This is a genomic window from Variovorax sp. GW821-FHT09D04, from assembly GCF_059416405.1.
Genome location: NZ_JBWKPA010000006.1, coordinates 357,711 through 379,227 on the forward strand (window position 1 = coordinate 357,711; position 21,517 = coordinate 379,227).

The following is a 21,517-nucleotide window of genomic DNA, read 5'->3' on the forward strand; positions in this document are numbered from 1 at the left end:
CGTATACGCTGCCAGCCCCATTTCCCCCAAACTGATCTGGGTCAAATCGGGCCATGGCGGATGCGCTAGGCTTGGACCCCGGCAGGCCCGGCATCGGGCGTGTTCCCTCCAATCCGCGCGCAGCGTGCATTCGTGCCCCTGGCGCCGTCCTTGATCGACTCGCATGACCCTACAAAACGCCTTCACCCGCGAAGACCTGCTGCGCTGCAGCCGCGGCGAACTGTTCGGCCCCGGCAACGCCCAGCTGCCCGCCCCGAACATGCTGATGGTGGACCGCATCACCCACATCAGCGCCGAGGGCGGTACCTACGGCAAGGGCGAACTCACGGCCGAACTCGACATCACGCCCGACCTGTGGTTTTTCGCCTGCCACTTCGAAGGCGACCCGGTCATGCCGGGCTGCCTGGGCCTGGACGCCATGTGGCAGCTGGTGGGCTTTTTCCTCGGCTGGCAGGGCCTGCCGGGCCGTGGCCGGGCCCTGGGCTCGGGCGAAGTGAAGTTCACGGGCCAGGTCCTGCCGACCGCCAAGCTCGTCACCTACAACATCCAGATCAAGCGCGTGCTCAAGGGCAAGCTGAACCTGGCCATCGCCGACGGCTCCGTGAGCGTCGACGGCCGCCAGATCTACACCGCCGAGGGCCTGCGGGTCGGCGTGTTCACTTCCACCGACAACTTCTGAGGGTTTCGCCATGCGACGCGTCGTCATCACCGGTCTGGGCATCGTTTCGTGCCTGGGCAACGACAAGGAGACCGTCTCCGCCAACCTGCGTGCCAGCCGCCCCGGCATCCGGTTCCAGCCGGCCTACGCCGAAATGGGCCTGCGCAGCCAGGTGGCCGGCTCCATCGACCTTCCCCTCGAAGACCTCATCGACCGCAAGCTCTACCGCTTCGTCGGCCACGCGGCGGCCTACGCCTACCTGGCCATGAAGGACGCCATTGCCGATGCCGGGCTGACCGAGGAGCAGGTGTCCAACCCGCGCACCGGCCTCATCGCCGGCTCGGGCGGCGCCTCCACGCTGAACCAGATGGAAGCGCTCGACCTGCTGCGTGAAAAGGGCGTCAAGCGCGTGGGCCCCTACCGCGTGACGCGGACCATGAGCAGCACCGTGTCGGCCTGTCTGGCCACGCCCTTCAAGATCAAGGGCCTGAACTACTCCATCGCCTCGGCCTGCGCCACCAGCGCGCACTGCATCGGCAACGCCATGGAGCAGATCCAGATGGGCAAGCAGGACATCGTGTTCGCCGGCGGCGGTGAAGAAGAACACTGGACCCAGTCGTTCCTGTTCGACGCCATGGGTGCGCTGTCCACCAAGTACAACGACACGCCCGAGAAGGCCTCTCGCGCCTACGACGCCGAGCGCGACGGCTTCGTCATCGCTGGCGGCGGCGGCATGGTCGTGGTCGAGTCGCTCGACCACGCACTGGCGCGCGGTGCAAAAATCTACGCCGAAATCGTCGGCTACGGCGCCACCTCCGACGGCTACGACATGGTCGCGCCCAGCGGCGAAGGCGCCGTGCGCTGCATGCAGATGGCCATGTCCACCGTCGACACGCCCATCGACTACCTGAACACCCACGGCACCTCGACGCCCGTCGGCGATGTCATGGAAATGAAGGGCGTGCGCGAAGTCTTCGGCGACAAGGCGCCGGCCATCAGCTCCACCAAGAGCCTGTCGGGCCACTCGCTGGGCGCCGCCGGCGTGCACGAGGCGATCTACTGCCTGCTGATGATGGAAGGCAGCTTCATGGCCGGCTCGGCCAACATCGAGGCGCTCGACCCCGAAGTGGCCGACATGCCCATCCTGACCGCGACGCGCGAGAACGCCACGGTCGACACCGTGATGAGCAACAGCTTCGGCTTCGGCGGCACCAACGCCACGCTGGTGCTGAAGCGCTGGCAAGGCGCGTAAGCCTGCCACCTGCCGGCCCCGTCGCGCCCGCGACGACGGGGCCGCAGGCGCTTCGCTAGACTGGGTTTTCCGTTCTTCCATCCATCCACCGCGCGAGGAAACCCATGGCGATCGACACCCTTTCCACCTGGCACCGGCTCGTCAAGACACGCGACGTGGCGGGCCTCGATGCCCTGCTGGCCGACGACGCCGTCTTCCTCTCGCCCGTGGTGCACCGGCCGCAGGTCGGCAAGGCGATCACGAAGCAGTACCTCGCCGCGGCCTTCCAGGTCTTCTTCAACGAGAGCTTCCGCTACGTGCGCGAACTCCAGGGCCCGACCGATGCCGTGCTCGAGTTCGAACTCGAGCTGGACGGCATCGCCATCAACGGCGTGGACATGATGAAGTGGAACGCCGAAGGCCGGATCACCGAGTTCAAGGTGATGCTGCGGCCATTGAAGGCGGTGAACCTGATCCATCAGAAGATGGCGGCGCAGCTGCAGGCGGCGGCGCAGTAAGCCGGCTCAGGGGCAGGCCAGTTCCGTCTTGGCCACGGCACACAGCCGGGCCTTCTCGGCCGCGGGCAACGTGAGCCCCGGCATCAGCCCGTCCAGTCGCAGCACCGCCGGGTAGAGGCGCGTGTCCTGCGGGTTCTTGCGGTAGGCCCGCAGCACCAGCTGCTGGCCTTCCTTGCCGCAATGCTGGCGCTGTTGGCGCGCCACTTCCTTGTCGTGCGCCGACCCGTCGCCGTTGAATTCGCCGGCGAAGTGAAAGCATATTTCCGCGTCGTCCACGGCCTTGCGCAGGCGCTGCTCTTCCTTTGAGAACGTCGGCGGTGCGGCGAACGACATCGACACGGCCAGCAGTGCCGCGCCTGCCGCCATGACCCTCTGCAGCTTCATGGTGTGAATCCTTTTCCTGAATGAAAAAAGGGCCGTCCGCAGACGACCCTTCTCGTGGCAATCGCCGAAGCGATCGATCAATGATTACTTCTTGTCGCCGCCCGGCACCTTGCCTTCCACGCCCTTGACGTAGAAGTTCACGCCCGACAGGAACTTGTCGTCGGCGACCGCGTCCTTGGCGATCAGCTCCTTGCCGTCCTGGCCGACGATCGGGCCCTTCCAGATCGAGAAGCTGCCGTCCTTCAGGCCCTTCTTGATTTCCTCGACCTTGGCCTTGGCTTCGGCGGGCACGTCTTCGGCGATCGAGACGATGTCGATCGCGCCTTCCTTCACGCCCCACCAAGTCTGGCCGGTGGCCCACTTGCCGTCCAGCGCGTCCTGCGTGGTCTTGATGTAGTACGGCGCCCAGTTGATGATGGCCGAGCCCAGGTGGGCCTTCGGGCCGTAGGCGGTCATGTCGGAGTCCCAGCCGAAGGCGCGCTTGCCCTTTTCTTGGGCGGTCTTGAGCACGGCCGGCGAGTCGGTGTTCTGGAACAGCACGTCGGCGCCGCCATTGATGAGGGCGGTGGCGGCTTCGGTTTCCTTGGGCGGGCTGAACCACTCGTTCACCCACACGACCTTGGTCGTGATCTTCGGGTTGACCGACTGCGCGCCCAGCGTGAAGCTGTTGATGTTGCGCAGCACTTCAGGGATCGGCACCGAGCCGACCACGCCCAGCGTGTTGCTCTTGGTCATCGAACCGGCGATCACGCCGGCCATGTACGCGCCTTCGTAGGTGCGGCTGTCGTAGGTGCGCATGTTCTCGGCGGTCTTGTAGCCGGTGGCATGCTCGAACTTCACGTCCTTGCTGTCGTTGGCGACCTTGAGCATGGGCTCCATGTAGCCGAAGGTGGTGCCGAAGATCAGCTTGTTGCCCTGGCCCACGAAGTCGCGGAACACGCGCTCGGCGTCGGCCGACTCGGGCACGCTTTCGACGAAGGTGGTCTTGATCTTGTCGCCGAATTCCTTCTCGAGCGCCTTGCGGGCGTTGTCGTGCGCGAAGGACCAGCCGCCGTCGCCCACGGGACCGACATAGGCGAATGCGATGTTCAGCGGGGCCGCCGGTGCGGGGGCCGGGGCGGCCGCGGGGGCCGGCGCCGGCGATGCTGCGGGGGCGGCCGCCTCTTCCTTCTTGCCGCAGCCGATGAGGGCCGCCGAAGCCACCGCGGTGAGGGCGGCGAGCTTGAGAAGGGAACGCTTGTTCAGATCATTCATTGTCGAAATCCTCGGAAGAAAAGGACGGGTTGGCAAAAAAACGAGAACGCGATTATGAGCCGGGGTAGAACGGTTTCCCCATCGATGCCGGCATGTTGATGCGGATGAAGGCGGGGTTGCGCGAGATCAGCGCCAGCACCACGATCGGCGCGATGTACTGGGCCATGCTGAGGAACTGCGAGGGCACGTCGACGCCGCTGCTTTGCAGGTGGAAACCCAGCATCGAGACGCCGCCGAACAGGTAGGCACCGAGCAGCACGCGGATCGGGCGCCAGGTGGCGAAGGTGGTCAGCGCCAGCGCGATCCAGCCGCGGCCGGCGACCATGCCCTCGACCCACAGCGGCGTGTACACGGTCGACAGGTACGCGCCCGCCAGGCCGCACAGCGCGCCGCCCGCGATCACCGCCAGGAAGCGGATGCGCCGCACCGGGTAGCCCAGCGCATGTGCCGACTCGGGCGACTCGCCCACCGAGCGCAGCACGAGGCCGGCGCGGGTGCGGTACAGGAACCAGATGAGCCCGATGGTCAGCAGCACGGCCACGTACACCATCGGGTGGTGCCGGAACAGCGCCGGGCCGGCCAGCGGAATGTCGGCCAGCACGGGAATGGCGAAGGGCGTGCTCTCGGGCAGCTTGGCCTGCACGAAGCTGATGCCCGCGAAGGCCGAGAAGCCGACGCCGAACAGGCTCAGCGCGAGCCCCGTCGCGTACTGGTTGGTGTTGAGCCAGATCACGAGCACGCCGAAGAAGGCCGCGAGCAAGGCACCGGCCGCCATGCCGGCCAGGAAGCCGAGCCAGGGGTTGTGCGTGATGACCACCGTCGCGAAGCCCGCGATGGCGGCGCACAGCATCATGCCCTCGGCGCCGAGGTTGACGACGCCGGCCTTCTCGTTGATCAACAGGCCCAGCGCCGCGATGGCGAGCACGGTGCCCGCGCTCAGGGTCGAGCCCAGCAGGAGTGCGTAGCTTTCCATGGTTCAGAGACCCCCTTCGGTGGCACGCGTGGTGGGTGCGATTGGCGCGACGGGCGCGGTCGGCGCGGTGATCGGCGTGCTGACCTGCAGCGAACTCGTGGTCAGCGTCGCGGCCTTGGCGCCGGCCTTGCGGCGGATGCGGTACGCGATGAGCGTGTCGCAGGCCAGCAGCGTGAACAGCAGCAGGCCCTGGAACACCCCGGTGAGCGACTTGGGCAGGCCCAGGCGCGACTGCGCGAGTTCGCCGCCGATGTAGAACATGCTCATCAGGATCGCCGAGAAGATCATGCCCACCGGATGCAGCCGCCCGACGAAGGCCACGATGATGGCCGCGAAGCCGTAGCCCGCCGGCACGTACGGCGTGAGCTGGCCGATGGGGCCCGCCACTTCGAGCGCGCCCGCCAGGCCGGCCGCGCCGCCCGAGGTGAGCAGCGCGATCCACACCGCGCGGCGTGCCGAAAAACCGGCATAGCGCGCCGCCGCGGGCGCCAGCCCGCCGACCTGCTGCGCGAAGCCCGCGCGCGTGCGGAACAGGAACACCCACAGCGCGCCCGCGCCGACCAGCGCAATGATCAGCCCGATCGACACGCGCGAGCCCTTCATGAGGCGCGGGATCTGCGTCACCGCCTCGAAGGTCTTGGTCTGCGGAAAGTTGTAGCCCTGCGGGTCTTTCCAGGGGCCGAAGACCAGGTAGCCCAGCATCAGCGTGGCCACGTAGACCAGCATCAGGCTCACCAGGATTTCGTTGGCGTTGAACTTGTCGCGCAGGAACGCGACGATGCCCGCCCACACCATGCCGCCCAGAATGCCCGCCAGCAGGATGGCCACGACGATCCAGCTGCCGGTGCTCTTGTCGGCCAAGAGCGCCACGCCGCCCGCCGCGATGGCGCCGCACACGAACTGCCCTTCGGCGCCGATGTTCCAGACGTTGGAGCGAAAGCACACGGCCAGGCCCAGCGCAATGATGAGCAGTGGCGTGGCCTTCACCATCAGCTCGCCGATGGCATAGCCGCTCTTGATCGGTTCGTAGAAGAACACCTGCAGGCCCTTGACCGGGTCCTTGCCGAGCGCGGCGAACAGCGCCACGCCGATGAGCACGGTGATCAGCAGCGCCAGGATCGGCGAGCCATAGCTCCAGAAGCGCGACAGCTCCGGGCGGGGTTCAAGCTTGAGCATGCGCGCCCTCCTTCTTGTTGTTCTGGTGGGGCTGTGCCTGCGGCCACAGGCCGCTCATCCATTCGCCGATCTGCGGCAGCGTGGCCGCCGCGCGGTCGATCGAGGGCGACAGCCGCCCCTTGGCAATCACGTGCAGCCGGTCGCAGATGTTGAACAGCTCGTCCAGCTCCTCGCTGATCACGAGCACGGCGCAGCCGGCATCGCGCAGCGCCAGGATCTCGGCGTGGATGAGCGCGGCCGCGCCCACGTCCACGCCCCAGGTGGGTTGCGAAACGATGAAGAGCTTGGGGTTGGCGTCGATCTCGCGACCGACGATGAATTTCTGCAGGTTGCCGCCCGACAGCGAGCGCGCCGCCGCGCCCGGGCCGCCGGCCTTCACCTTGAAGCGATCGATGATGGAACGCGCCTGCTTGTCGAGCTCGGCGGTGCGGATCCAGCCGCCCTTGCCCACCGCGTTGCTGCGCGTGAGCAGCAGGTTGTGCGCCAGGCCCAGCGTGGGCACGGCGCCGCGCCCCAGCCGCTCCTCGGGCACGAAATGCAGGCCCAGCGCACGCCGCGCACGCGGACGCAGCCGGCCGGCCGGCTGGTCGAACACGCGCACCATGGCAGGCTCGGCGCGCACGTCCTCGCCCGAGAGCGTGTACAGCAGTTCCTTCTGGCCGTTGCCCGAGACGCCGGCGATGCCGACGACCTCGCCCGCACGCACGTCGAACGAGATGCCGTCCAGGTCGACGCCGAACTGGTCTTCGCGCGCCAGCTTCAGGCCCTGCACGCGCAGCGCCACCGCGCCGGCATGCAGCGGGCGGTGCTGCAGCGGCGGCGGCTCGCTGCCGATCATCAGGCGCGAAAGCGATTCGGTGCTCTCGTTGCGCGGGTTGCACACGCCCGTGACCTTGCCGCCGCGCAGCACGGTACAGGCGGTGCACAGCTCCTGGATCTCGTGCAGCTTGTGGCTGATATACAGAATGCTGCAGCCTTCCGAGGCCAGCTTGTTCAGCACGCCGAACAGGCGGATCACGGCCTGCGGCGTGAGCACCGAGGTCGGCTCGTCCAGGATCAGCAGCTTGGGGTTGGTGAGCAGCGCGCGGATGATCTCCACCCGCTGCATCTCGCCCACCGACAGCGTGTGCACGGGGCGCGAGGGGTCGATGTCCAGCCCGTATTCGCTGGCCTTGGCCGTGATGCTGCGGGCCACTTCGGCCAGCGCGAGCGACTTGTCCAGGCCCAGCCAGACGTTCTCGGCCACGGTGAGCGTGTCGAACAGGCTGAAGTGCTGGAACACCATGCTGATGCCCAGCGCGCGCGCCTGCTGCGGGTTGCGCAGGTTCACCGCCTGGCCGTCGAAGGTGACGGTGCCTTCGTCGGGCTTGACCGAGCCGTAGATGATCTTCATCAGGGTCGATTTGCCCGCGCCGTTCTCTCCGAGCACGGCATGGATTTCGCCGGGCTGCACGGCCAGGGAGATGTCGCTGTTGGCCACCACCGCGGGATACCGCTTGGTGATGTGCGCCAGCTGGAGTCTGGGGGTTGTCATGCCGGGTTTCGTGGGTTTGTCTCGTTCAACATCAACAAGCGGGGACAGCTATAAGTTTAATAGCGTCCCCGCGACCATCGGCGCCCGACGGCGCTCGGTTCAGTGCCCGCCGATGTAGGCGAACTTGAACAGGAAGATCGCCGCGATCACCCACACCATCGCATGCACTTCCCGTGCCCGGCCGGTGCACAGCTTGAGCACGGCGTAGGTGATGAAGCCGAAGGCCAGGCCGTTGGCGATCGAGTAGGTGAAGGGCATGGCCAGCGCCGTGACGGCCGCCGGGATCACCTCGGTCGTGTCTTCCCAGTCGAGCTCGACCAGGTCGCGCAGCATCAGGCAGCCCACGAAGAGCAGCGCCGGTGCGGTGGCGTAGGCCGGCACCGAGCCCGCCAGCGGCGAGATCATCAGGCAGGCCAGGAACAGCACCGCCACCACCACGGCCGTGAGACCGGTGCGGCCACCGGCTTGCACGCCGGCCGCGCTTTCCACATACGCCGTGGTGCTCGACGTGCCCAGCAGCGAGCCCGCGAAGATCGCGCCGCTGTCGGCCAGCAGCGCCTTGTTCATGCGCTCCATCTTGCCCGGCACCAGCAGGCCCGCGCGCTTGGCCACGCCCATCAGCGTGCCGGTGGCGTCGAACATCTCGACCAGGAAGAACACCAGCACCACGTTCAGGATGCCGCCCTTGAGCGCGCTCAGGATGTCCAGCTGCATGAAGGTGGGCGCGATGGACGGCGGTGCGTCGAACACGCCGTGGAACTTGTTGCCGCCGAAGAAGAACGACAGCACCGTCACCGTGAGGATGCCGATTAGGATGGCGCCGCGCACCTTGAGCCGGTCGAGCGCCACGATCATGAGGAAGCCGATGGTCGCCAGGATCACGGGCGCCGAGTGCAGGTCGCCCAGCGTGACGAAGGTGGCCGGCGAAGCCGCGACCACGCCCGCGCTCTTGAGCGCGATGAGCGCCAGGAACATGCCGATGCCCACGGTGATCGCCGTTCGCAAGGACTGCGGTATGCCCGCGATGAACAGCTCCCGCAACCCGGTGACCGTCACGATCAGGAACAGACAGCCCGAGATGAACACCGCGCCCAGCGCGGTCTGCCACGTGTAGCCCATGCCGAGCACGACCACGTAGGCGAAGTAGGCGTTCAGGCCCATGCCCGGCGCCATGGCGATCGGGTAGTTGGCGTACAGGCCCATGATCAGCGTGCCGATGGCCGCGATCAGGCAGGTGGCGACGAAGACCGCGCCTTTGGGCATGCCCGCGTCCCCGAGGATCGAGGGGTTCACGAAGATGATGTAGGCCATCGTCAGGAAGGTGGTCAGCCCTGCGATGACTTCGGTGCGCACGGTGGTGTTGTGCTCGGTCAGCTTGAAAAAGCGTTCCAGCAGACCGGCGTTGGCCGGTGCGGTGGCCGCACGCAACGGCGCCGCCTCGGTGGCCCCGGCGGCCCGGGGAGTGGTGGCCTTGGGCACCTCTTCATACCTGTTCATTTCGCTTGTCTCCAGCTGTTGTATGTGGCGGTTCGTTCATCGTTGCCTCGGTCGCGACGCCGGCGCGACGGAGGGCTCAGGGAGGATCGGAAAGCGGCTCAGCCGGCAGGGCTCGGGCGGCAGTGGCGGGCGCGGCATCGAAGCCGGGCCGCAGCGACGCCGCCACGCCCTTGATGCATTCGCGCAGCCAGCGCGCGGAGCTCGACGAATGCGTGCGTTCGTGCCAGAGCTGGTAGTACATGAGGCGCGGCAAGGCAGCCGGGCACTCGAGGATCTTCACGGGCAGCCGTGCGGCAAAGCGCTCGCAGTACTGGCGCCCGGTGGTGAGCACCAGCAGGCTCGAGGCCACCATGTCCGGGATGAGGCTGAAGTGCGCGCAGCGCGCGGTGATGTTGCGCTGCCGCCCCAGCTCGTCGAGCATCTGGTCGATGATGCCGCGCCCGCCCGGGTGCATGGGCGTGGGCGCGATGTGCTCGGCCGCCAGCCAGGTTTCCAGGTCCCAGCCGCGGCGCACCGCCGGATGGTCCTGGTTGACCAGCGACACCACCTCGTCGCCAAAGAGGCGCGCCATGTGCAGGTCTTCCGGCGGCTTGAGCCAGTTGCCGATCACCAGGTCGACCTGCCCGAGCGCCAGGTGCCCGTGGTAGTCCGAATCGGGCGAGAGCGCATGGATCTCGATCTGGCACAGCGGCGCCTCGCGCTTGACCTGCGCCACGAGCATCGGCAGGAACAGCGGGTCCATGTAGTCGCTGGCCGCGATGCGGAAGGTGGTGGCCGCCGACTGCGGCTCGAAACCCCGCGCATCCGAGAACAGCATCTCGGCCGCCCGCAGGATGCTGGCCGCGGGCTCGATCATGCGCAGCCCCGCGTCGGTGGGCACCATGCCCGAACCCGAGCGCACCAGCAGCGGGTCGCCCGACAACTCGCGCAGGCGCTTCAGCGCGGCCGAGACGGCCGGCTGGTACATGCCCAGGCGGATGGCGGCGCGCGAGACGCTGCGGTCGGTCAGCACGGTATGAAGCACCCGAATCAGATGAAGGTCGATCTTGTCGAAAAGCGCCTGGTCTCTCATGGCTGTTCACACCTTTCTTGTCTGTGCGAACAGTTATACAGCGCAGCATTTGGAGAACGGAAGGACGCTCGGACCGTGCGAGCACGGCCGGTGCTCATTCGCCAGAGGCTGCCTGCACCGCGGTCAGGGCGCGGAGGATGGATTCGCTCGTGGCCGGCGCCTTCAGCGGCGGATCGACCCGGTGCCCGCCCGCGGCCGACACGGCATCGCGGATGGCGAAGAACACCGAGAACGGCAGCAACAGCGGCGGTTCGCCCACGGCCTTGCTGCGGTGAATCGAGTCTTCGAAGTTCTGGCCCTCGAACAGGCGCACGTTGAACACCGGCGGGCAGTCGTTGGCCGTCGGGATCTTGTAGGTGCTGGGCGCGTGCGTGGTGAGCTTGCCGCTCGCCGGGTGCCACACCAGTTCTTCGGTGGTGAGCCAGCCCATGCCCTGGATGAAGGCGCCCTCGACCTGGCCGATGTCCACGGCCGGGTTCAGCGACTTGCCCGCGTCGTGCAGGATGTCGGCACGCAGCAGCTTCCATTCGCCGGTGAGGGTGTCGACCACCACCTCGCTCACTGCCGCGCCGTAGGCGTAGTAGTAGAACGGGCGGCCCTGCATCTTGTCCTTGTCCCAGCTCAGGCCGGGCGTGGCGTAGAAGCCGTCGGACCACAGCTGCTTGCGGTCGAGGTACGCTTCGCCCACCACGGTGCTGAAGGCCAGCGTGCGGCCGTTCACCTCGACCTGGTCGTTGGCAAAGCGCACGTCGGCGGCGTTGCCGCCATGGCGCTCGGCGGCGCAGGCGGCCAGGCGTTCGCGGATCTGGCGGGCGGCGTCCTGCGCGGCCTTGCCGTTCAGGTCGGCGCCGGTCGAGGCGGCCGTGGCCGAGGTGTTGGCCACCTTGGTCGTGTCGGTCGCGGTGACGCGCACGCGCTCGAAGCTCACGCCCAGCTCGTGCGCCACCACCTGCGCCACCTTGGTGTTCAGGCCCTGGCCCATTTCGGTGCCGCCGTGGTTCACGAGGATCGAGCCGTCGGTGTACACGTGCACCAGCGCGCCGGCCTGGTTGAAGTGCTTCACGTTGAACGAGATGCCGAACTTCAGCGGCGCCAGCGCCAGCCCACGCTTGAGCACCGGGCTCTTCGCGTTGAAGGCGGCGATCTCTTCGCGGCGCAGGCGGTAGTCGCTGGTTTCTTCCAGCTCGGCCACGAGTTCGTGGACGATGTTGTCGGTCACGGTCTGGCGGTAGGGCGTGACGTTGTTCTCGCCCTTGCCGTAGAAGTTGACGCGCCGCACGTCGAGCGGGTCGCGCTTCAATTCGCGCGCCACCGAGTCCATGATGTTCTCGATGGCGATGGCGCCCTGCGGGCCGCCGAAGCCGCGGAACGCGGTGTTGCTCTGCGTGTTGGTCTTGCCCGAGAAGCCGTGCATGCTCACGTTGGGCAGCCAGTAGGCGTTGTCGAAGTGGCATAGGGCGCGCGTCATCACCGGGCCCGACAGGTCGGCCGAGTGGCCGGCGCGCGACACCATCGTGATCTCGGCGCCGAGGATGCGGCCCTCGTCGTCGTAGCCCACCTCGTACTCGTACCAGAAGCAGTGGCGCCGGCCGGTGACCATGAAGTCGTCGTCGCGGTCCAGGCGCAGCTTCACGGGGCGTTGCAGCTGGCGCGCGGCAATGGCCGCCACGCAGGCGAACAGCGCCGACTGCGATTCCTTGCCGCCGAAGCCGCCGCCCATGCGCCGGCATTCCACATGCACCTCGTTCGAGGACAGGTGCAGCGCGTGCGCCACCAGGTGCTGCATTTCGCTCGGGTGCTGCGTCGAGCAGTGGATGTGCAGCGTGCCGCCCTCTTTCGGAATGGCGTAGCTGATCTGGCCTTCGAGGTAGAACTGTTCCTGCCCGCCGACGTCGAGCGTGGCGGTGTGGCGGTGCGGTGCCTTCGCGATGGCGGCGCGCACGGCGGCCTCGTCGCCTTCGTTGGCGGCCCCGCCACTGCGCACGATGTGCATCGGCGGCACCACGTACTGGCCGCGCGCATGCGCGTCCTGCGGCGTGAGCACGGGCGGCTGCGCCTCGATGGTCAGCGCGTCCTTGGCCTTGGCGGCGGCGCGGCGCGCGGCGTCGCGGGTTTCAGCGATCACGGCGAACACGGGCTGGCCGAGGTAGCGGATCTGGCCGCCGTCGTTCACGGGCAGCAGGATCGGGTCGTCATGAATGATCGAGCCGCAGTCGTTGGTGCCGGGAATGTCGTCGGCGGTGAGCACCGTGACCACGCCGGGCATGGCGCGGATGGCGTCGAGCGACAGCGCCGTCACGCGGCCGTTGGCGGCCGGCGACAGGCCCAGCGCGCAGTGCAGCGTGCCGGCGAGTTCGGGAATGTCGTCGATGTAGGTGGCCTCGCCGGCCACGTGCAGGTGCGCCGACTCGTGCGGGCGGCTGATGCCCACGCGCATGCCGCGGCCGTGGGCCAGCGCTTCGGCGCCCACGTCGATGCGGGCGGCGGTGTTCTTCAGGTAGTCGGCAAAGGCCTCGGCGGGCTGCAGCAGGCGGGCGTCGATGGGTTTGTTCATGGTCAGAGTCCTTCCGCCGCAACCTTGGCAACGACATGGGGCATCACGCTCCAGACGCTGGTTTCTTCGATGGACAGCGCGTCCTGCGTGCGGGTTTCGAGCCACAGGCGCTGGATCAGGTTCTGCGCCACCTGCAGGCGGTAGTCGGCCGAGGCCCGCATGTCGGAAAGCGGCTTGAAGTCTTGCGCCAGCGCCAGCTTGGCCGTGGCCACGCTGGCCTGCGTCCAGGGCTTGCCCACGAGCGCGGCTTCGGCGTTGGCGGCGCGCTTGACGGTGGCGGCCATGCCGCCGAAGGCCAGGCGCACGGCCTTCACCGTGTCGCTGCCGGCTTCCAGCTCGATGGCGAAGCCCGCGCACAGCGCCGAGATGTCGCAGTCGAAGCGCTTGCTGATCTTGTAGGCGCGCACCTGGCGGCGCATGGCGGCCAGCGGCACGGCCAGGCCCTGCACGAACTCGCCGGGCTGCAGCTCGTTCTTCATGTAGTCGAGGTAGAACGCGGGCAGCGGCATGCGGCGCACGACGTCGCCGCGGCGCAGTTCGATCTCGGCGTCCAGCGACATCAGCACCGGCGGCGAATCGCCGATGGGCGAGCCGTTGGCGACGTTGCCGCCCATGGTGCCGGCGTGGCGGATCGGCGGCGAGGCAAAGCGCAGCCACACGTCGGCCAGGCTGGGCACGCGCTCGACCAGCGCGCCGAAGGCGGCTTCGAGCGAGGCGCCGGCGCCGATGTAGAGCTCGTCGGCGCGCTCTTCGACCGTCTTCATCTCGGCCACGTCGCCGACATAGATGATGTCGCCGAGGTCGCGGAACTGTTTGTTGACCCACAGGCCGACGTCGGTCGAGCCGGCCAGCAGCTGGGCGCGCGGCTTCTGCACGCGCAGTGCGGCGAGCTGAGCGATGGTCTTGGGAGCGTGGAAGTGGTCGATGCGGGCGCCGAGCGGGGCGGCGTAGTCCAGGCCGTCGTTCTTCAGCGCGGTGAGCGCGGCCACCACGGGGGCGGTGTCCAGGCGCACGGCCGGGAGGTCGAACATGCGCTGGCCGGCGTCGAGGATGGGGCGGTAGCCGGTGCAGCGGCACAGGTTGCCCGACAGGTCGTCGGCCAGCTGCTGGCGCGTGGGCTGCGTGCCCTCGGCCTGGTGGTGTTCGTAGGTGGCCCACAGCGACATCACGAAGCCCGGCGTGCAGAAGCCACACTGCGAGCCGTGGCAGTCGACCATGGCCTGCTGCACGGGGTGCAGCGGGTGGACGGCGTGCTTGGCCGGGGCTTCCGTCTTGGGCTTGCACTGCGACGCGCACTGGCCCTTGAGGTCTTCGACCGTGAACAGCGCCTTGCCGTGCAGCGTGGGCAAAAACTGGATGCAGGCGTTGACGGTCTGCAGCTGCAGGCCGTCGACCGCGCCGGGCGCGTGGGCGTCGGTGGCCAGCTCGCCGATGACGACGGTGCAGGCGCCGCAGTCGCCTTCGTTGCAGCCTTCCTTGGTGCCGGTGCAGCGCGCATCTTCGCGCAGCCAGTCGAGCACGGAGCGGGTCGGATGGACCCCGCTGACGTCGACGATCTTTCCGCGATGGAAGAAGCGGATCGGTTGAATCGGTGTACTGCTGCTCTCGGTGCTCATGCTTTTTCTGGCTCGTGGGCGGCCCGTCATGGGCCAGTCATGGACGTTAGCGGCTTGCGTGGGGTCTTGCATACGGGCACGCCCATAACGCGTATGTGAGGGTCGGTATGCCACGTCCGGGGAAACCCTTGGATTGACGTTGCAATTCCCGGGCCACGCCGGAAACCGGGGGTTTTCAGCTGTTTTCTCAGCCGTGCGCGATCGCGGTCCAGGCGGTGGCCAGCAGCGTCACGCCGGCCACGAAAAGCAGCCCGGCGACCAGCCATTGCAAGGTGCGCGGCTGCAGCTTGTTGGGCAGGCGATGGTGCAGCCGCGTCGCGGCGTAGACCACGGGCATGGCGCAACCGGCCAGCAGCGCCGAGTGCCACGAGAAGTGGCCGGTCGGCACCACGATGACGAGCCGCACGAGCGAGTTGAAGGCGAACATCAGCAGCAGCGCGCGGCGCACGAGTTCGCGGTCCAGCGGCTGGCGGTACATGTGGAAGACGATGGGCGGGCCGGAGGCGGAAAACAGCCCGCCCAGCACGCCCGAGAGCCCGCCGATGAGGGCGAAGCTGGTGCGGCCCGACACGGCCGGCAGCGGCTTGCCCTGCAACAGCAGCAGCACGGCGCAGATCAGAATCGACACGCCCAGCAGGCCCCGCAGCCACGACACGGCGCTGCCGCTGAGCCACACGAGCAGCATGAGCCCGACGATCACGCCGACGGTGCTGCCGTTGAGCGCGGGCTTCATGAGCTGCCAGGGCACGGGGCCGGGGCGCGCGCGGAAGTAGGTCCAGGCGTTGATGAGGCTCAGCACGGTCGCGGCATTGGCCGCGTCGTTCACGCTGGCGATGTCGAACACCGACACGAGGCCCAGCAGGATGAGGCTGAACGCAAAGCCCGTGAGGTTCTGCGCGTAGGTGGCCAGGCCCACGCAGGCCATGAAGATCAGGACCGGGACGGCCCCGGAAAGAATCGCTTGCACCGGGAGGCTGTCAGCGCGCGCCGAGGCTGGCAGGACGTTGAAGGAAGGCGGGGGACAGGGGATGCGGGACGGACATTCGGACGGGGATCGGGGGACGGGGGCGCGAGGCGGGAACGTTTGAGAATAACGCGTGTGTCCGGGGTGCGTGCCCAGGCCACCGGGTACTTCCCTCCGCGAATGTCCCCCGGGCTTCGCCCTCCTCCTTGATTTCTCTGCGGGAAGCACCCAGTGCCCTGGGCACAGGGCACGCTGTCGGCGGTCGCGGTCAGCCGCGCTCCGAGAACAGGGCCACGATCACCTGCCGCAACCACCGGTTGCCCGGGTCGGCCTCGAAGCGCTTGCTCCAGTGCAGCGACACGGTGAAGTCGCGCAGCGGAAACGGCGGCTCGACGATGGCGTAGCCGCCTTCGGCCGCGAAGCCGCGCGCGATGTTGCGCGGCATCACGACCGCCAGGTCGGTGGCGCGCACGATGGCCGGCAGCACCATGAAGTGCTCGGTCGTCAGGCGCAGGCGGTCTTCGAGGTTCAGCAGCTGCAGGATGCGCAGCGTGTCGGCGTGGGTGCGCACGGCCACGTAGTCGAGCTCGTGCAGCGCCGCCAGCAGCGCCTGGCCGCTGCGCCGGCGCTTCACGAAGGGGTGGTCGTGGCGCAGCAGCACGATGTAGCGGTCTTTCAGCAACTGCGTGCGCTGGGTGTCCTCCACGTGCGGCAGGAAGCCGAAGGCGAAGTCGACCCTGCCGCTGTCCAGCGCGGTGGCGATCTCGCCCGGCGCGAGCGGCATGGTCTCCACGCGCACGCCCGGCGCCAGCTCGCGCAGCCGCGCCATCAGCGCGGGCAGGAAGCGGCCCTCGCCGATGTCGCTCATGTGGATGCGAAAGAGCTTGCGCGAGGCCGCCGGGTCGAAGCGCTCGGGCTCGCTCAGCGCCTGCTGCAGCATCGCCAGCGCCGACTGCACGGGCACCGCCAGCCGCTCGGCGCGCGGCGTGGGCGCCACGCCGCCGAGGCTGCGCGTGAACAGCGCATCGCCCAGCAGCAGGCGCAGCCGCGTGAGGCCGTGGCTGGCCGCCGGCTGCGTGAGGCCCAGCGCCTCGGCGGCGCGGCTCACGTTGCGGGTGCGGTAGACGGCGTCGAACAGGCGCAGCAGGTTGAGATCGACCGCGTCGATATGCACGACATTCATATTCGATAGCTGGCTCATTGCATTGAAGTATGACGCAGGTCCGCCCACACTCCCGCGTTCTCCCCACGACAAGAAGCACGAGACACGATGGAAGTTTCATTCAGCAAGGAAGTGGAAATGCTGCGCCTGGGCGCGGGCGACACCTTCCACGGCGAGGGCATCCTCGCGATCACCAAGGGCCTGCTGCAGTCGGGCGTGGCCTACGTCGGCGGCTACCAGGGCGCGCCGGTGTCGCACCTGCTGGACGTGATGGTGCAGGGCAAGGCCTACATGGACGAGCTGGGCGTGCACGTCGAGGCCTGCTCCAACGAGGCCTCGGCCGCGGCGATGCTCGGTGCGTCCATCCACTACCCGCTGCGCGGCGCGGTCACCTGGAAGTCGATCGTCGGCACCAACGTGGCGGCCGATGCGCTGTCCAACCTGTCGTCGCCGGGCGTGACCGGCGGCGTGCTGATCGTGGTGGGAGAAGACTACGGCGAAGGCGCCAGCGTGATCCAGGAGCGCACGCACGCCTACGCGCTCAAGTCGAGCATGTGCCTGCTCGACCCGCGGCCCGACCTGGGCGTGATGGTGCGCATGGTCGAGCAGGGCTTCCAGCTCTCGGAGGCGTCGAACATGCCCTGCCTGATGGAGCTGCGCATCCGCACCTGCCACGTGCGCGGCAGCTTCGACTGCAAGGACAACATCGCGCCCGCCGTGTCCACGCGCGCGCTGATGGACGAGCCCGCGGGCTTCGACTACATGCGCCTGGCGCACCCGCCCGTCACCTTCCGCCACGAGAAGCTCAAGGGCGACGAGCGCATGCCGGCCGCGCGCCGCCACATCGTGGCCAACGGCCTCAACGAACTCATGCCCGGCCGGCGCCACCCCGACCTGGGCATCGTGGTGCAGGGCGGGCTGTACAACGCGCTGATCCGCAGCCTGCAGCAGCAGGGCCTGGCCGATGCCTTCGGCGACACCGACATCCCGATCCTGGTGCTCAACGTGACCTACCCGCTGGTGCCCGAGCAGGTGGCCGACTTCTGCATCGGCAAGCGCGCGGTGCTGGTGGTGGAAGAAGGCCAGCCCGAGTACATCGAGCAGGACATCGCCACGCTGCTGCGCCGGCGCGACATCCAGACCCCGCTGCACGGCAAGGACCTGCTGCCGCAGGCCGGCGAGTACGGCGTGGAGGTGCTGTCGGGCGGCCTCGCGGCCTTTGCCGAGCGCTACCTCGGCGCGAGCGAAGCCGCCGCCTCGGCGCAGGCCTGGCTGGCCGGCAACCGCGAACGCCGCGAGGCGGTGGCGCGCCGGCTCGACGCACCGTTGCCCAACCGCCCGCCGAGTTTTTGCGTGGGCTGCCCGGAGCGGCCGGTGTTCTCGGCGCTCAAGCTCGCGCAGCAGGAGACGGGGCCGGTGCACATCGCGGCCGACATCGGCTGCCACGCCTTCGGCACCTTCGAGCCGTTTTCGATGGGCCACTCGATCCTCGGCTACGGCATGAGCCTGGCCAGCCGCGCGGGCGTGGCGCCGATGATGAACCGGCGCACGCTGTCGATCATGGGCGACGGCGGCTTCTGGCACAACGGCCTGCTCACGGGCGTGCAGAGCGCGCTGTTCAACGACGACGACGCGGTGCTGCTGATCTTCAAGAACGGCTACACCTCGGCCACCGGCACGCAGGACATCATCTCCACGCCCGACGACGAGATCAAGGAACGCGCGGTCGACAAGCAGCAGAGCCTGGTCGACAAGAACCAGACCATTGAGGCCACGCTGAAGGGCCTGGGCGTGCAGTGGATGCGCACCGTCACCACCTACGACGTGGAGCGCATGCGCAAGACCCTCACCGAGGCGCTCACGAGCGACTTCAACGGCCTGAAGGTGGTGATCGCCGAGGGCGAGTGCCAGCTCGAGCGGCAACGCCGCATCAAGCCGTGGATCGCCGGGCTGCTCAAAAAGGGCCAACGTGTGGTGCGCGTGAAGTACGGCGTCGACGAAGACGTGTGCAACGGCGACCACGCCTGCATCCGCCTGTCGGGCTGCCCCACGCTCACGCTCAAGGACAACCCCGATCCGCTGAAGGTCGACCCGGTGGCCGTCGTCATCGACGGCTGCGTGGGCTGCGGCCTGTGCGGCGCCAACGCGCACGCGGCCACGCTGTGCCCGAGCTTCTACCGCGCCGAGGTGGTGCAGAACCCGAAATGGCACGAACGCCTGCTGCACGGCCTGCGCAGCGCGATCGTCGGCGCCCTGCGCCCGGCATGAAAGAGAACCGAGACATGGAACAGAACCGTCCCACCACCCTGCTCGTCTGCGCCCTCGGCGGCGAAGGCGGCGGCGTGCTCACCGAATGGCTGGTCGACGCCGCGCGGCATACGGGCTACGCGGCGCAGAGCACGTCGATCCCCGGCGTGGCACAGCGCACCGGCGCCACCACCTACTACCTCGAAGTGTTCCCGGTGCCGATGGCGCAGCTGGGCGGCCGGCGCCCGGTGTTCAGCCTGGGCCCGGTGCCGGGCGCGCTCGACGCGATCGTCTCGTCGGAGCTGCTGGAGACCACGCGCCAGATCGGCAACGGCATGAGCGCGCCGCTGCGCACGCTGGTCATCAGCTCGTCGGCGCGCGTGCTCACCACGGCCGAGCGCATGGTGCCCGGCGACGGCCGCGCCGACGCGCAGCGCCTGCTGGACGTGGTCAAGGCCTTCAGCCGCGAGCACCACGTGCTCGACATGGGCGCCATGGCGCGCGAGGCCGGCACGGTGGTCAGCGCCGTGATGCTGGGCGCGATCGCGGGCAGCGGCCTGTTCCCGTTTCCGCGCGAGGCCTACGAGCGCGCGGTGCGCGGCGGCGACGCGGCCGCGCCCGACAAGCTCGGCAAGATGGCCGCCGCCAGCCTGCGCGGCTTTGCCGCCGCCTTCGAGGCCGTGCGCGCGCCGCGCGCCCAGGCCGCCTTCGTGCAGGGCGTGCTGGCCGGCGACGACACGCGCGACGCGCCCCCGCCGCCGCAGGCCCTGCCCGACGACGTGGCGCGCCGCTTTCCGCCGGCCGTGCACGACATGCTCGCGCTCGGCCATGCGCGGGTGCGCGACTACCAGGACAACGCCTACGCCGCGCTGTACGCCGATCGCCTCGCGCGGGTGCTCGAGGCCGAGCGCGCCGCCGATCCGTCGGGCGCGCAGGGCTTCGCGGTCACGCGCGAGATGGCGCGCTGGCTGGCGCTGTGGATGGCCTTCGACGACATCGTGCGCGTGGCCGCGCTGAAGGGCCGCGCCAGCCGCGCGCAGCGCGTGCGACAGGAAGTGCGCGCGGGCGACGACGACCTCGTGAAGGTCTTCGACCACTTCAAGCCCGGTGCCCCCGAGTTCGCCGCGCTGCTGCCGCCGTCGCTCGCGCGCCGCGTGACCGCCTGGGACCGCGCCCGCCAGTCGCGCGGACTCGCGCCCTGGGCGCTGCCGCTGCAAGTGGGCAGCCATTCGGTGCTGGGCATGGCCTCGCTGCGGCTGCTGGCCTCGCTCACCTGGCTGCGCCGGCGCGGCAGCCGTTTTGCCGAAGAGCAGGCATTGATCGAGCGCTGGCTGGCCGCCGTCGAGACCGGCACGCGCGCGCACTGGGCGCTGGGCCGCGAGCTGGCGCTGTGCGGCCGGCTCATCAAGGGCTACGGCAGCACCAACGAGCGCGGCAAGCACAACCTGCTGCACGTGATCGACGAGCTCGCGGGCCGCGCCACGCTGCAGCCCGCCGCGCGCGCCGAGGCGATCGCCGCGGCCCGCGAGGCCGCACTCGCGGACGAAGGCGGCAAGGCGCTCGATGCCGCGCTCACGCGCCACGGCGCCGCGCCGCGCCCGGTGCAGGCGCAACCCATCCGCTGGATGAAGCGGCCCAAGACAACGACCACGATCTGAGGAGACAAAGAACCATGACCCCATCCACCCCCGCTTCATCGCGCCGCCTGCTGCTGGCGTTCGCCCTGGCCAGCACCGCCCTGTGCGCGCCGGCCGTGCACGCCGACACCTGGCCCTCCAAGCCCATCAAGGTGATCGTCAACTTCCCGGCCGGCGGCGCGGCCGACCAGCTCGCGCGCGCCGTCTCGCAGCCGCTGCAGGAAGCGCTGAAGCAGCCCGTGGTGATCGAGAACCGCGGCGGTGCCAACGGCAACGTCGGCGGCGAGGCCGTGGCGCGCGCGGCGGCCGACGGCTACACGCTGCTCATGAGCTCGGGCGGCATGGTGTCGGTGAACCCGCACCTGTATGCGCGCATGAGCTTCGACCCCGCGAAGGACCTGGTGCCCGTAGCCGCGGCCGCGCGCGTGCTGGTGTTTTTGGTCACGCGCCCTTCCCTGCCGCCGACCGACGTGAAGTCGTTCATGGCCTACCTCAAGGCCAACCCCGGCAAGCTGTCGTACGGCTCGCCGGGCAATGGCAGTTCGCCGCACCTGGCGGGCGAGATGTTCAAGAGCCAGGCCGGTCTGTTCGCGCTGCACGTGCCCTACCGCGGCGCCGCGCCCGCGCTGCAAGATTTGCTGGCCGGCCAGATCGACTACGCCTTCGACCCCGGCATTGCCCTGAACCAGGTGCGCGCCGGCAAGCTCAAGCTGCTGGCCGTGGGCAGCCCGCACCGCTCCTCGCAGTTCCCCGACGTGCCCACGCTCGACGAGGCCGGCCTGCGCGGCTTCGACGCCGACACCGTGTTCGGCTTCTACGCACCGGCCGGCACGCCGCCCGAGGTGGTGGCGCAGCTCAACACGCAGGTCAACCGCGCGCTCGCGCTGCCGGCGGTGAAGGAGCGCATCGCGGCCATCGGCGGAGAACCGGCACCAGGCACGCCGGCCGACTTCCAGCGCCGCGCGGCGGCCGATTCGCAGCGCTTCGGCGCACTCATCCGCGAGCGCGGCATCAAGGCGGACTGAGCAGCCGGGACAATC

17 protein-coding genes are annotated in these 21,517 nt (G+C 68.9%); 6 read left to right on the forward strand and 11 right to left on the reverse strand.

The annotated features are described in order from the left end of the window. Nucleotides 1–163 precede the first annotated feature (163 nt). The 3 genes from fabA (at nt 164) to AC07O4_RS20570 (ending at nt 2,407) form a co-directional block, all read left to right on the forward strand. Nucleotides 164–679: a 3-hydroxyacyl-[acyl-carrier-protein] dehydratase FabA gene (fabA, locus tag AC07O4_RS20560; RefSeq protein WP_095744206.1), complete on the forward strand. Its 516-nt coding sequence runs from the start codon at nt 164–166 to the stop codon at nt 677–679. A 10-nt stretch (nt 680–689) separates the two neighbouring features. Further along, complete coding sequence (fabB, locus tag AC07O4_RS20565) at nt 690–1,910, forward strand: beta-ketoacyl-ACP synthase I (RefSeq protein WP_495305497.1); 1,221 nt, start codon at nt 690–692, stop codon at nt 1,908–1,910. Between the two features lie 104 nt (nt 1,911–2,014). Continuing rightward, the gene (locus tag AC07O4_RS20570; RefSeq protein ID WP_307694530.1) at nt 2,015–2,407 is read left to right on the forward strand and encodes a nuclear transport factor 2 family protein; all 393 of its coding nucleotides are present in this window, start codon (nt 2,015–2,017) and stop codon (nt 2,405–2,407) included. Nucleotides 2,408–2,413: 6 nt separating this feature from the next. Here AC07O4_RS20570 and AC07O4_RS20575 read toward each other — a convergent pair whose 3' ends face one another. The 11 genes from AC07O4_RS20575 to AC07O4_RS20625 form a co-directional block, all read right to left on the reverse strand. Next, the gene (locus AC07O4_RS20575) at nt 2,414–2,791 is read right to left on the reverse strand and encodes a hypothetical protein (RefSeq protein ID WP_495305498.1); all 378 of its coding nucleotides are present in this window, start codon (nt 2,789–2,791) and stop codon (nt 2,414–2,416) included. An 84-nt stretch (nt 2,792–2,875) separates the two neighbouring features. Further along, nucleotides 2,876–4,045 (reverse strand): BMP family ABC transporter substrate-binding protein, encoded by a 1,170-nt coding sequence (locus AC07O4_RS20580; RefSeq protein WP_062477516.1) that lies wholly within the window; start codon nt 4,043–4,045, stop codon nt 2,876–2,878. A 52-nt stretch (nt 4,046–4,097) separates the two neighbouring features. After that, complete coding sequence (locus tag AC07O4_RS20585; protein WP_070061710.1) at nt 4,098–5,018, reverse strand: ABC transporter permease; 921 nt, start codon at nt 5,016–5,018, stop codon at nt 4,098–4,100. Nucleotides 5,019–5,021: 3 nt separating this feature from the next. After that, nucleotides 5,022–6,194: an ABC transporter permease gene (locus tag AC07O4_RS20590; protein ID WP_495305499.1), complete on the reverse strand. Its 1,173-nt coding sequence runs from the start codon at nt 6,192–6,194 to the stop codon at nt 5,022–5,024. Further along, nucleotides 6,181–7,728, reverse strand: a complete 1,548-nt coding sequence (locus AC07O4_RS20595) for an ABC transporter ATP-binding protein (RefSeq protein WP_095744201.1) — start codon at nt 7,726–7,728, stop codon at nt 6,181–6,183. Before AC07O4_RS20595 ends, AC07O4_RS20590 begins: the two co-directional genes overlap by 14 nt. A gap of 99 nt (nt 7,729–7,827) precedes the next feature. Next, the gene (locus AC07O4_RS20600; protein ID WP_062477503.1) at nt 7,828–9,225 is read right to left on the reverse strand and encodes an NCS2 family permease; all 1,398 of its coding nucleotides are present in this window, start codon (nt 9,223–9,225) and stop codon (nt 7,828–7,830) included. A gap of 76 nt (nt 9,226–9,301) precedes the next feature. Then, nucleotides 9,302–10,297, reverse strand: coding sequence for a LysR family transcriptional regulator (locus AC07O4_RS20605; protein WP_495305500.1), 996 nt, complete (start codon nt 10,295–10,297; stop codon nt 9,302–9,304). A 94-nt stretch (nt 10,298–10,391) separates the two neighbouring features. Next, nucleotides 10,392–12,851 carry a xanthine dehydrogenase molybdopterin binding subunit gene (gene xdhB / locus AC07O4_RS20610; RefSeq protein WP_495305501.1) on the reverse strand — a complete coding sequence of 820 codons (2,460 nt, stop codon included), beginning with the start codon at nt 12,849–12,851 and terminating at the stop codon, nt 10,392–10,394. 2 nt (nt 12,852–12,853) lie between these two features. Then, nucleotides 12,854–14,467, reverse strand: coding sequence for a xanthine dehydrogenase small subunit (xdhA, locus tag AC07O4_RS20615; RefSeq protein ID WP_495305502.1), 1,614 nt, complete (start codon nt 14,465–14,467; stop codon nt 12,854–12,856). A 187-nt stretch (nt 14,468–14,654) separates the two neighbouring features. Further along, nucleotides 14,655–15,434 carry a sulfite exporter TauE/SafE family protein gene (locus AC07O4_RS20620; protein WP_083259231.1) on the reverse strand — a complete coding sequence of 260 codons (780 nt, stop codon included), beginning with the start codon at nt 15,432–15,434 and terminating at the stop codon, nt 14,655–14,657. Between the two features lie 265 nt (nt 15,435–15,699). Next, nucleotides 15,700–16,614 carry a LysR family transcriptional regulator gene (locus tag AC07O4_RS20625; protein WP_070061703.1) on the reverse strand — a complete coding sequence of 305 codons (915 nt, stop codon included), beginning with the start codon at nt 16,612–16,614 and terminating at the stop codon, nt 15,700–15,702. Between the two features lie 87 nt (nt 16,615–16,701). Between AC07O4_RS20625 and AC07O4_RS20630 the strand changes: the two genes are divergently transcribed. From AC07O4_RS20630 to AC07O4_RS20640, 3 genes are read left to right on the forward strand one after another with little or no spacing between them, the layout of a single operon-like run. Beyond that, nucleotides 16,702–18,861 (forward strand): thiamine pyrophosphate-dependent enzyme, encoded by a 2,160-nt coding sequence (locus AC07O4_RS20630; protein WP_495305503.1) that lies wholly within the window; start codon nt 16,702–16,704, stop codon nt 18,859–18,861. A 14-nt stretch (nt 18,862–18,875) separates the two neighbouring features. Then, the gene (locus AC07O4_RS20635; protein ID WP_495305504.1) at nt 18,876–20,498 is read left to right on the forward strand and encodes an indolepyruvate oxidoreductase subunit beta family protein; all 1,623 of its coding nucleotides are present in this window, start codon (nt 18,876–18,878) and stop codon (nt 20,496–20,498) included. Between the two features lie 14 nt (nt 20,499–20,512). Beyond that, nucleotides 20,513–21,502, forward strand: a complete 990-nt coding sequence (locus AC07O4_RS20640) for a Bug family tripartite tricarboxylate transporter substrate binding protein (RefSeq protein WP_495305505.1) — start codon at nt 20,513–20,515, stop codon at nt 21,500–21,502. The last annotated feature ends 15 nt before the right edge of the window (nt 21,503–21,517 follow it).

Coding starts and splice junctions, on each gene's coding strand:
- fabB (WP_495305497.1), top strand. CDS start 690: ATGCGACGCGTCGTCATCACCGGTCTGGGCATCGTTTCGTGCCTGGGC.
- AC07O4_RS20635 (WP_495305504.1), top strand. CDS start 18,876: ATGGAACAGAACCGTCCCACCACCCTGCTCGTCTGCGCCCTCGGCGGC.
- AC07O4_RS20590 (WP_495305499.1), bottom strand. CDS start 6,194: ATGCTCAAGCTTGAACCCCGCCCGGAGCTGTCGCGCTTCTGGAGCTAT.
- xdhA (WP_495305502.1), bottom strand. CDS start 14,467: ATGAGCACCGAGAGCAGCAGTACACCGATTCAACCGATCCGCTTCTTC.
- AC07O4_RS20605 (WP_495305500.1), bottom strand. CDS start 10,297: ATGAGAGACCAGGCGCTTTTCGACAAGATCGACCTTCATCTGATTCGG.
- AC07O4_RS20595 (WP_095744201.1), bottom strand. CDS start 7,728: ATGACAACCCCCAGACTCCAGCTGGCGCACATCACCAAGCGGTATCCC.
- AC07O4_RS20580 (WP_062477516.1), bottom strand. CDS start 4,045: ATGAATGATCTGAACAAGCGTTCCCTTCTCAAGCTCGCCGCCCTCACC.
- AC07O4_RS20640 (WP_495305505.1), top strand. CDS start 20,513: ATGACCCCATCCACCCCCGCTTCATCGCGCCGCCTGCTGCTGGCGTTC.
- xdhB (WP_495305501.1), bottom strand. CDS start 12,851: ATGAACAAACCCATCGACGCCCGCCTGCTGCAGCCCGCCGAGGCCTTT.
- AC07O4_RS20600 (WP_062477503.1), bottom strand. CDS start 9,225: ATGAACAGGTATGAAGAGGTGCCCAAGGCCACCACTCCCCGGGCCGCC.
- AC07O4_RS20570 (WP_307694530.1), top strand. CDS start 2,015: ATGGCGATCGACACCCTTTCCACCTGGCACCGGCTCGTCAAGACACGC.
- fabA (WP_095744206.1), top strand. CDS start 164: ATGACCCTACAAAACGCCTTCACCCGCGAAGACCTGCTGCGCTGCAGC.
- AC07O4_RS20625 (WP_070061703.1), bottom strand. CDS start 16,614: ATGAATGTCGTGCATATCGACGCGGTCGATCTCAACCTGCTGCGCCTG.
- AC07O4_RS20575 (WP_495305498.1), bottom strand. CDS start 2,791: ATGAAGCTGCAGAGGGTCATGGCGGCAGGCGCGGCACTGCTGGCCGTG.
- AC07O4_RS20585 (WP_070061710.1), bottom strand. CDS start 5,018: ATGGAAAGCTACGCACTCCTGCTGGGCTCGACCCTGAGCGCGGGCACC.
- AC07O4_RS20630 (WP_495305503.1), top strand. CDS start 16,702: ATGGAAGTTTCATTCAGCAAGGAAGTGGAAATGCTGCGCCTGGGCGCG.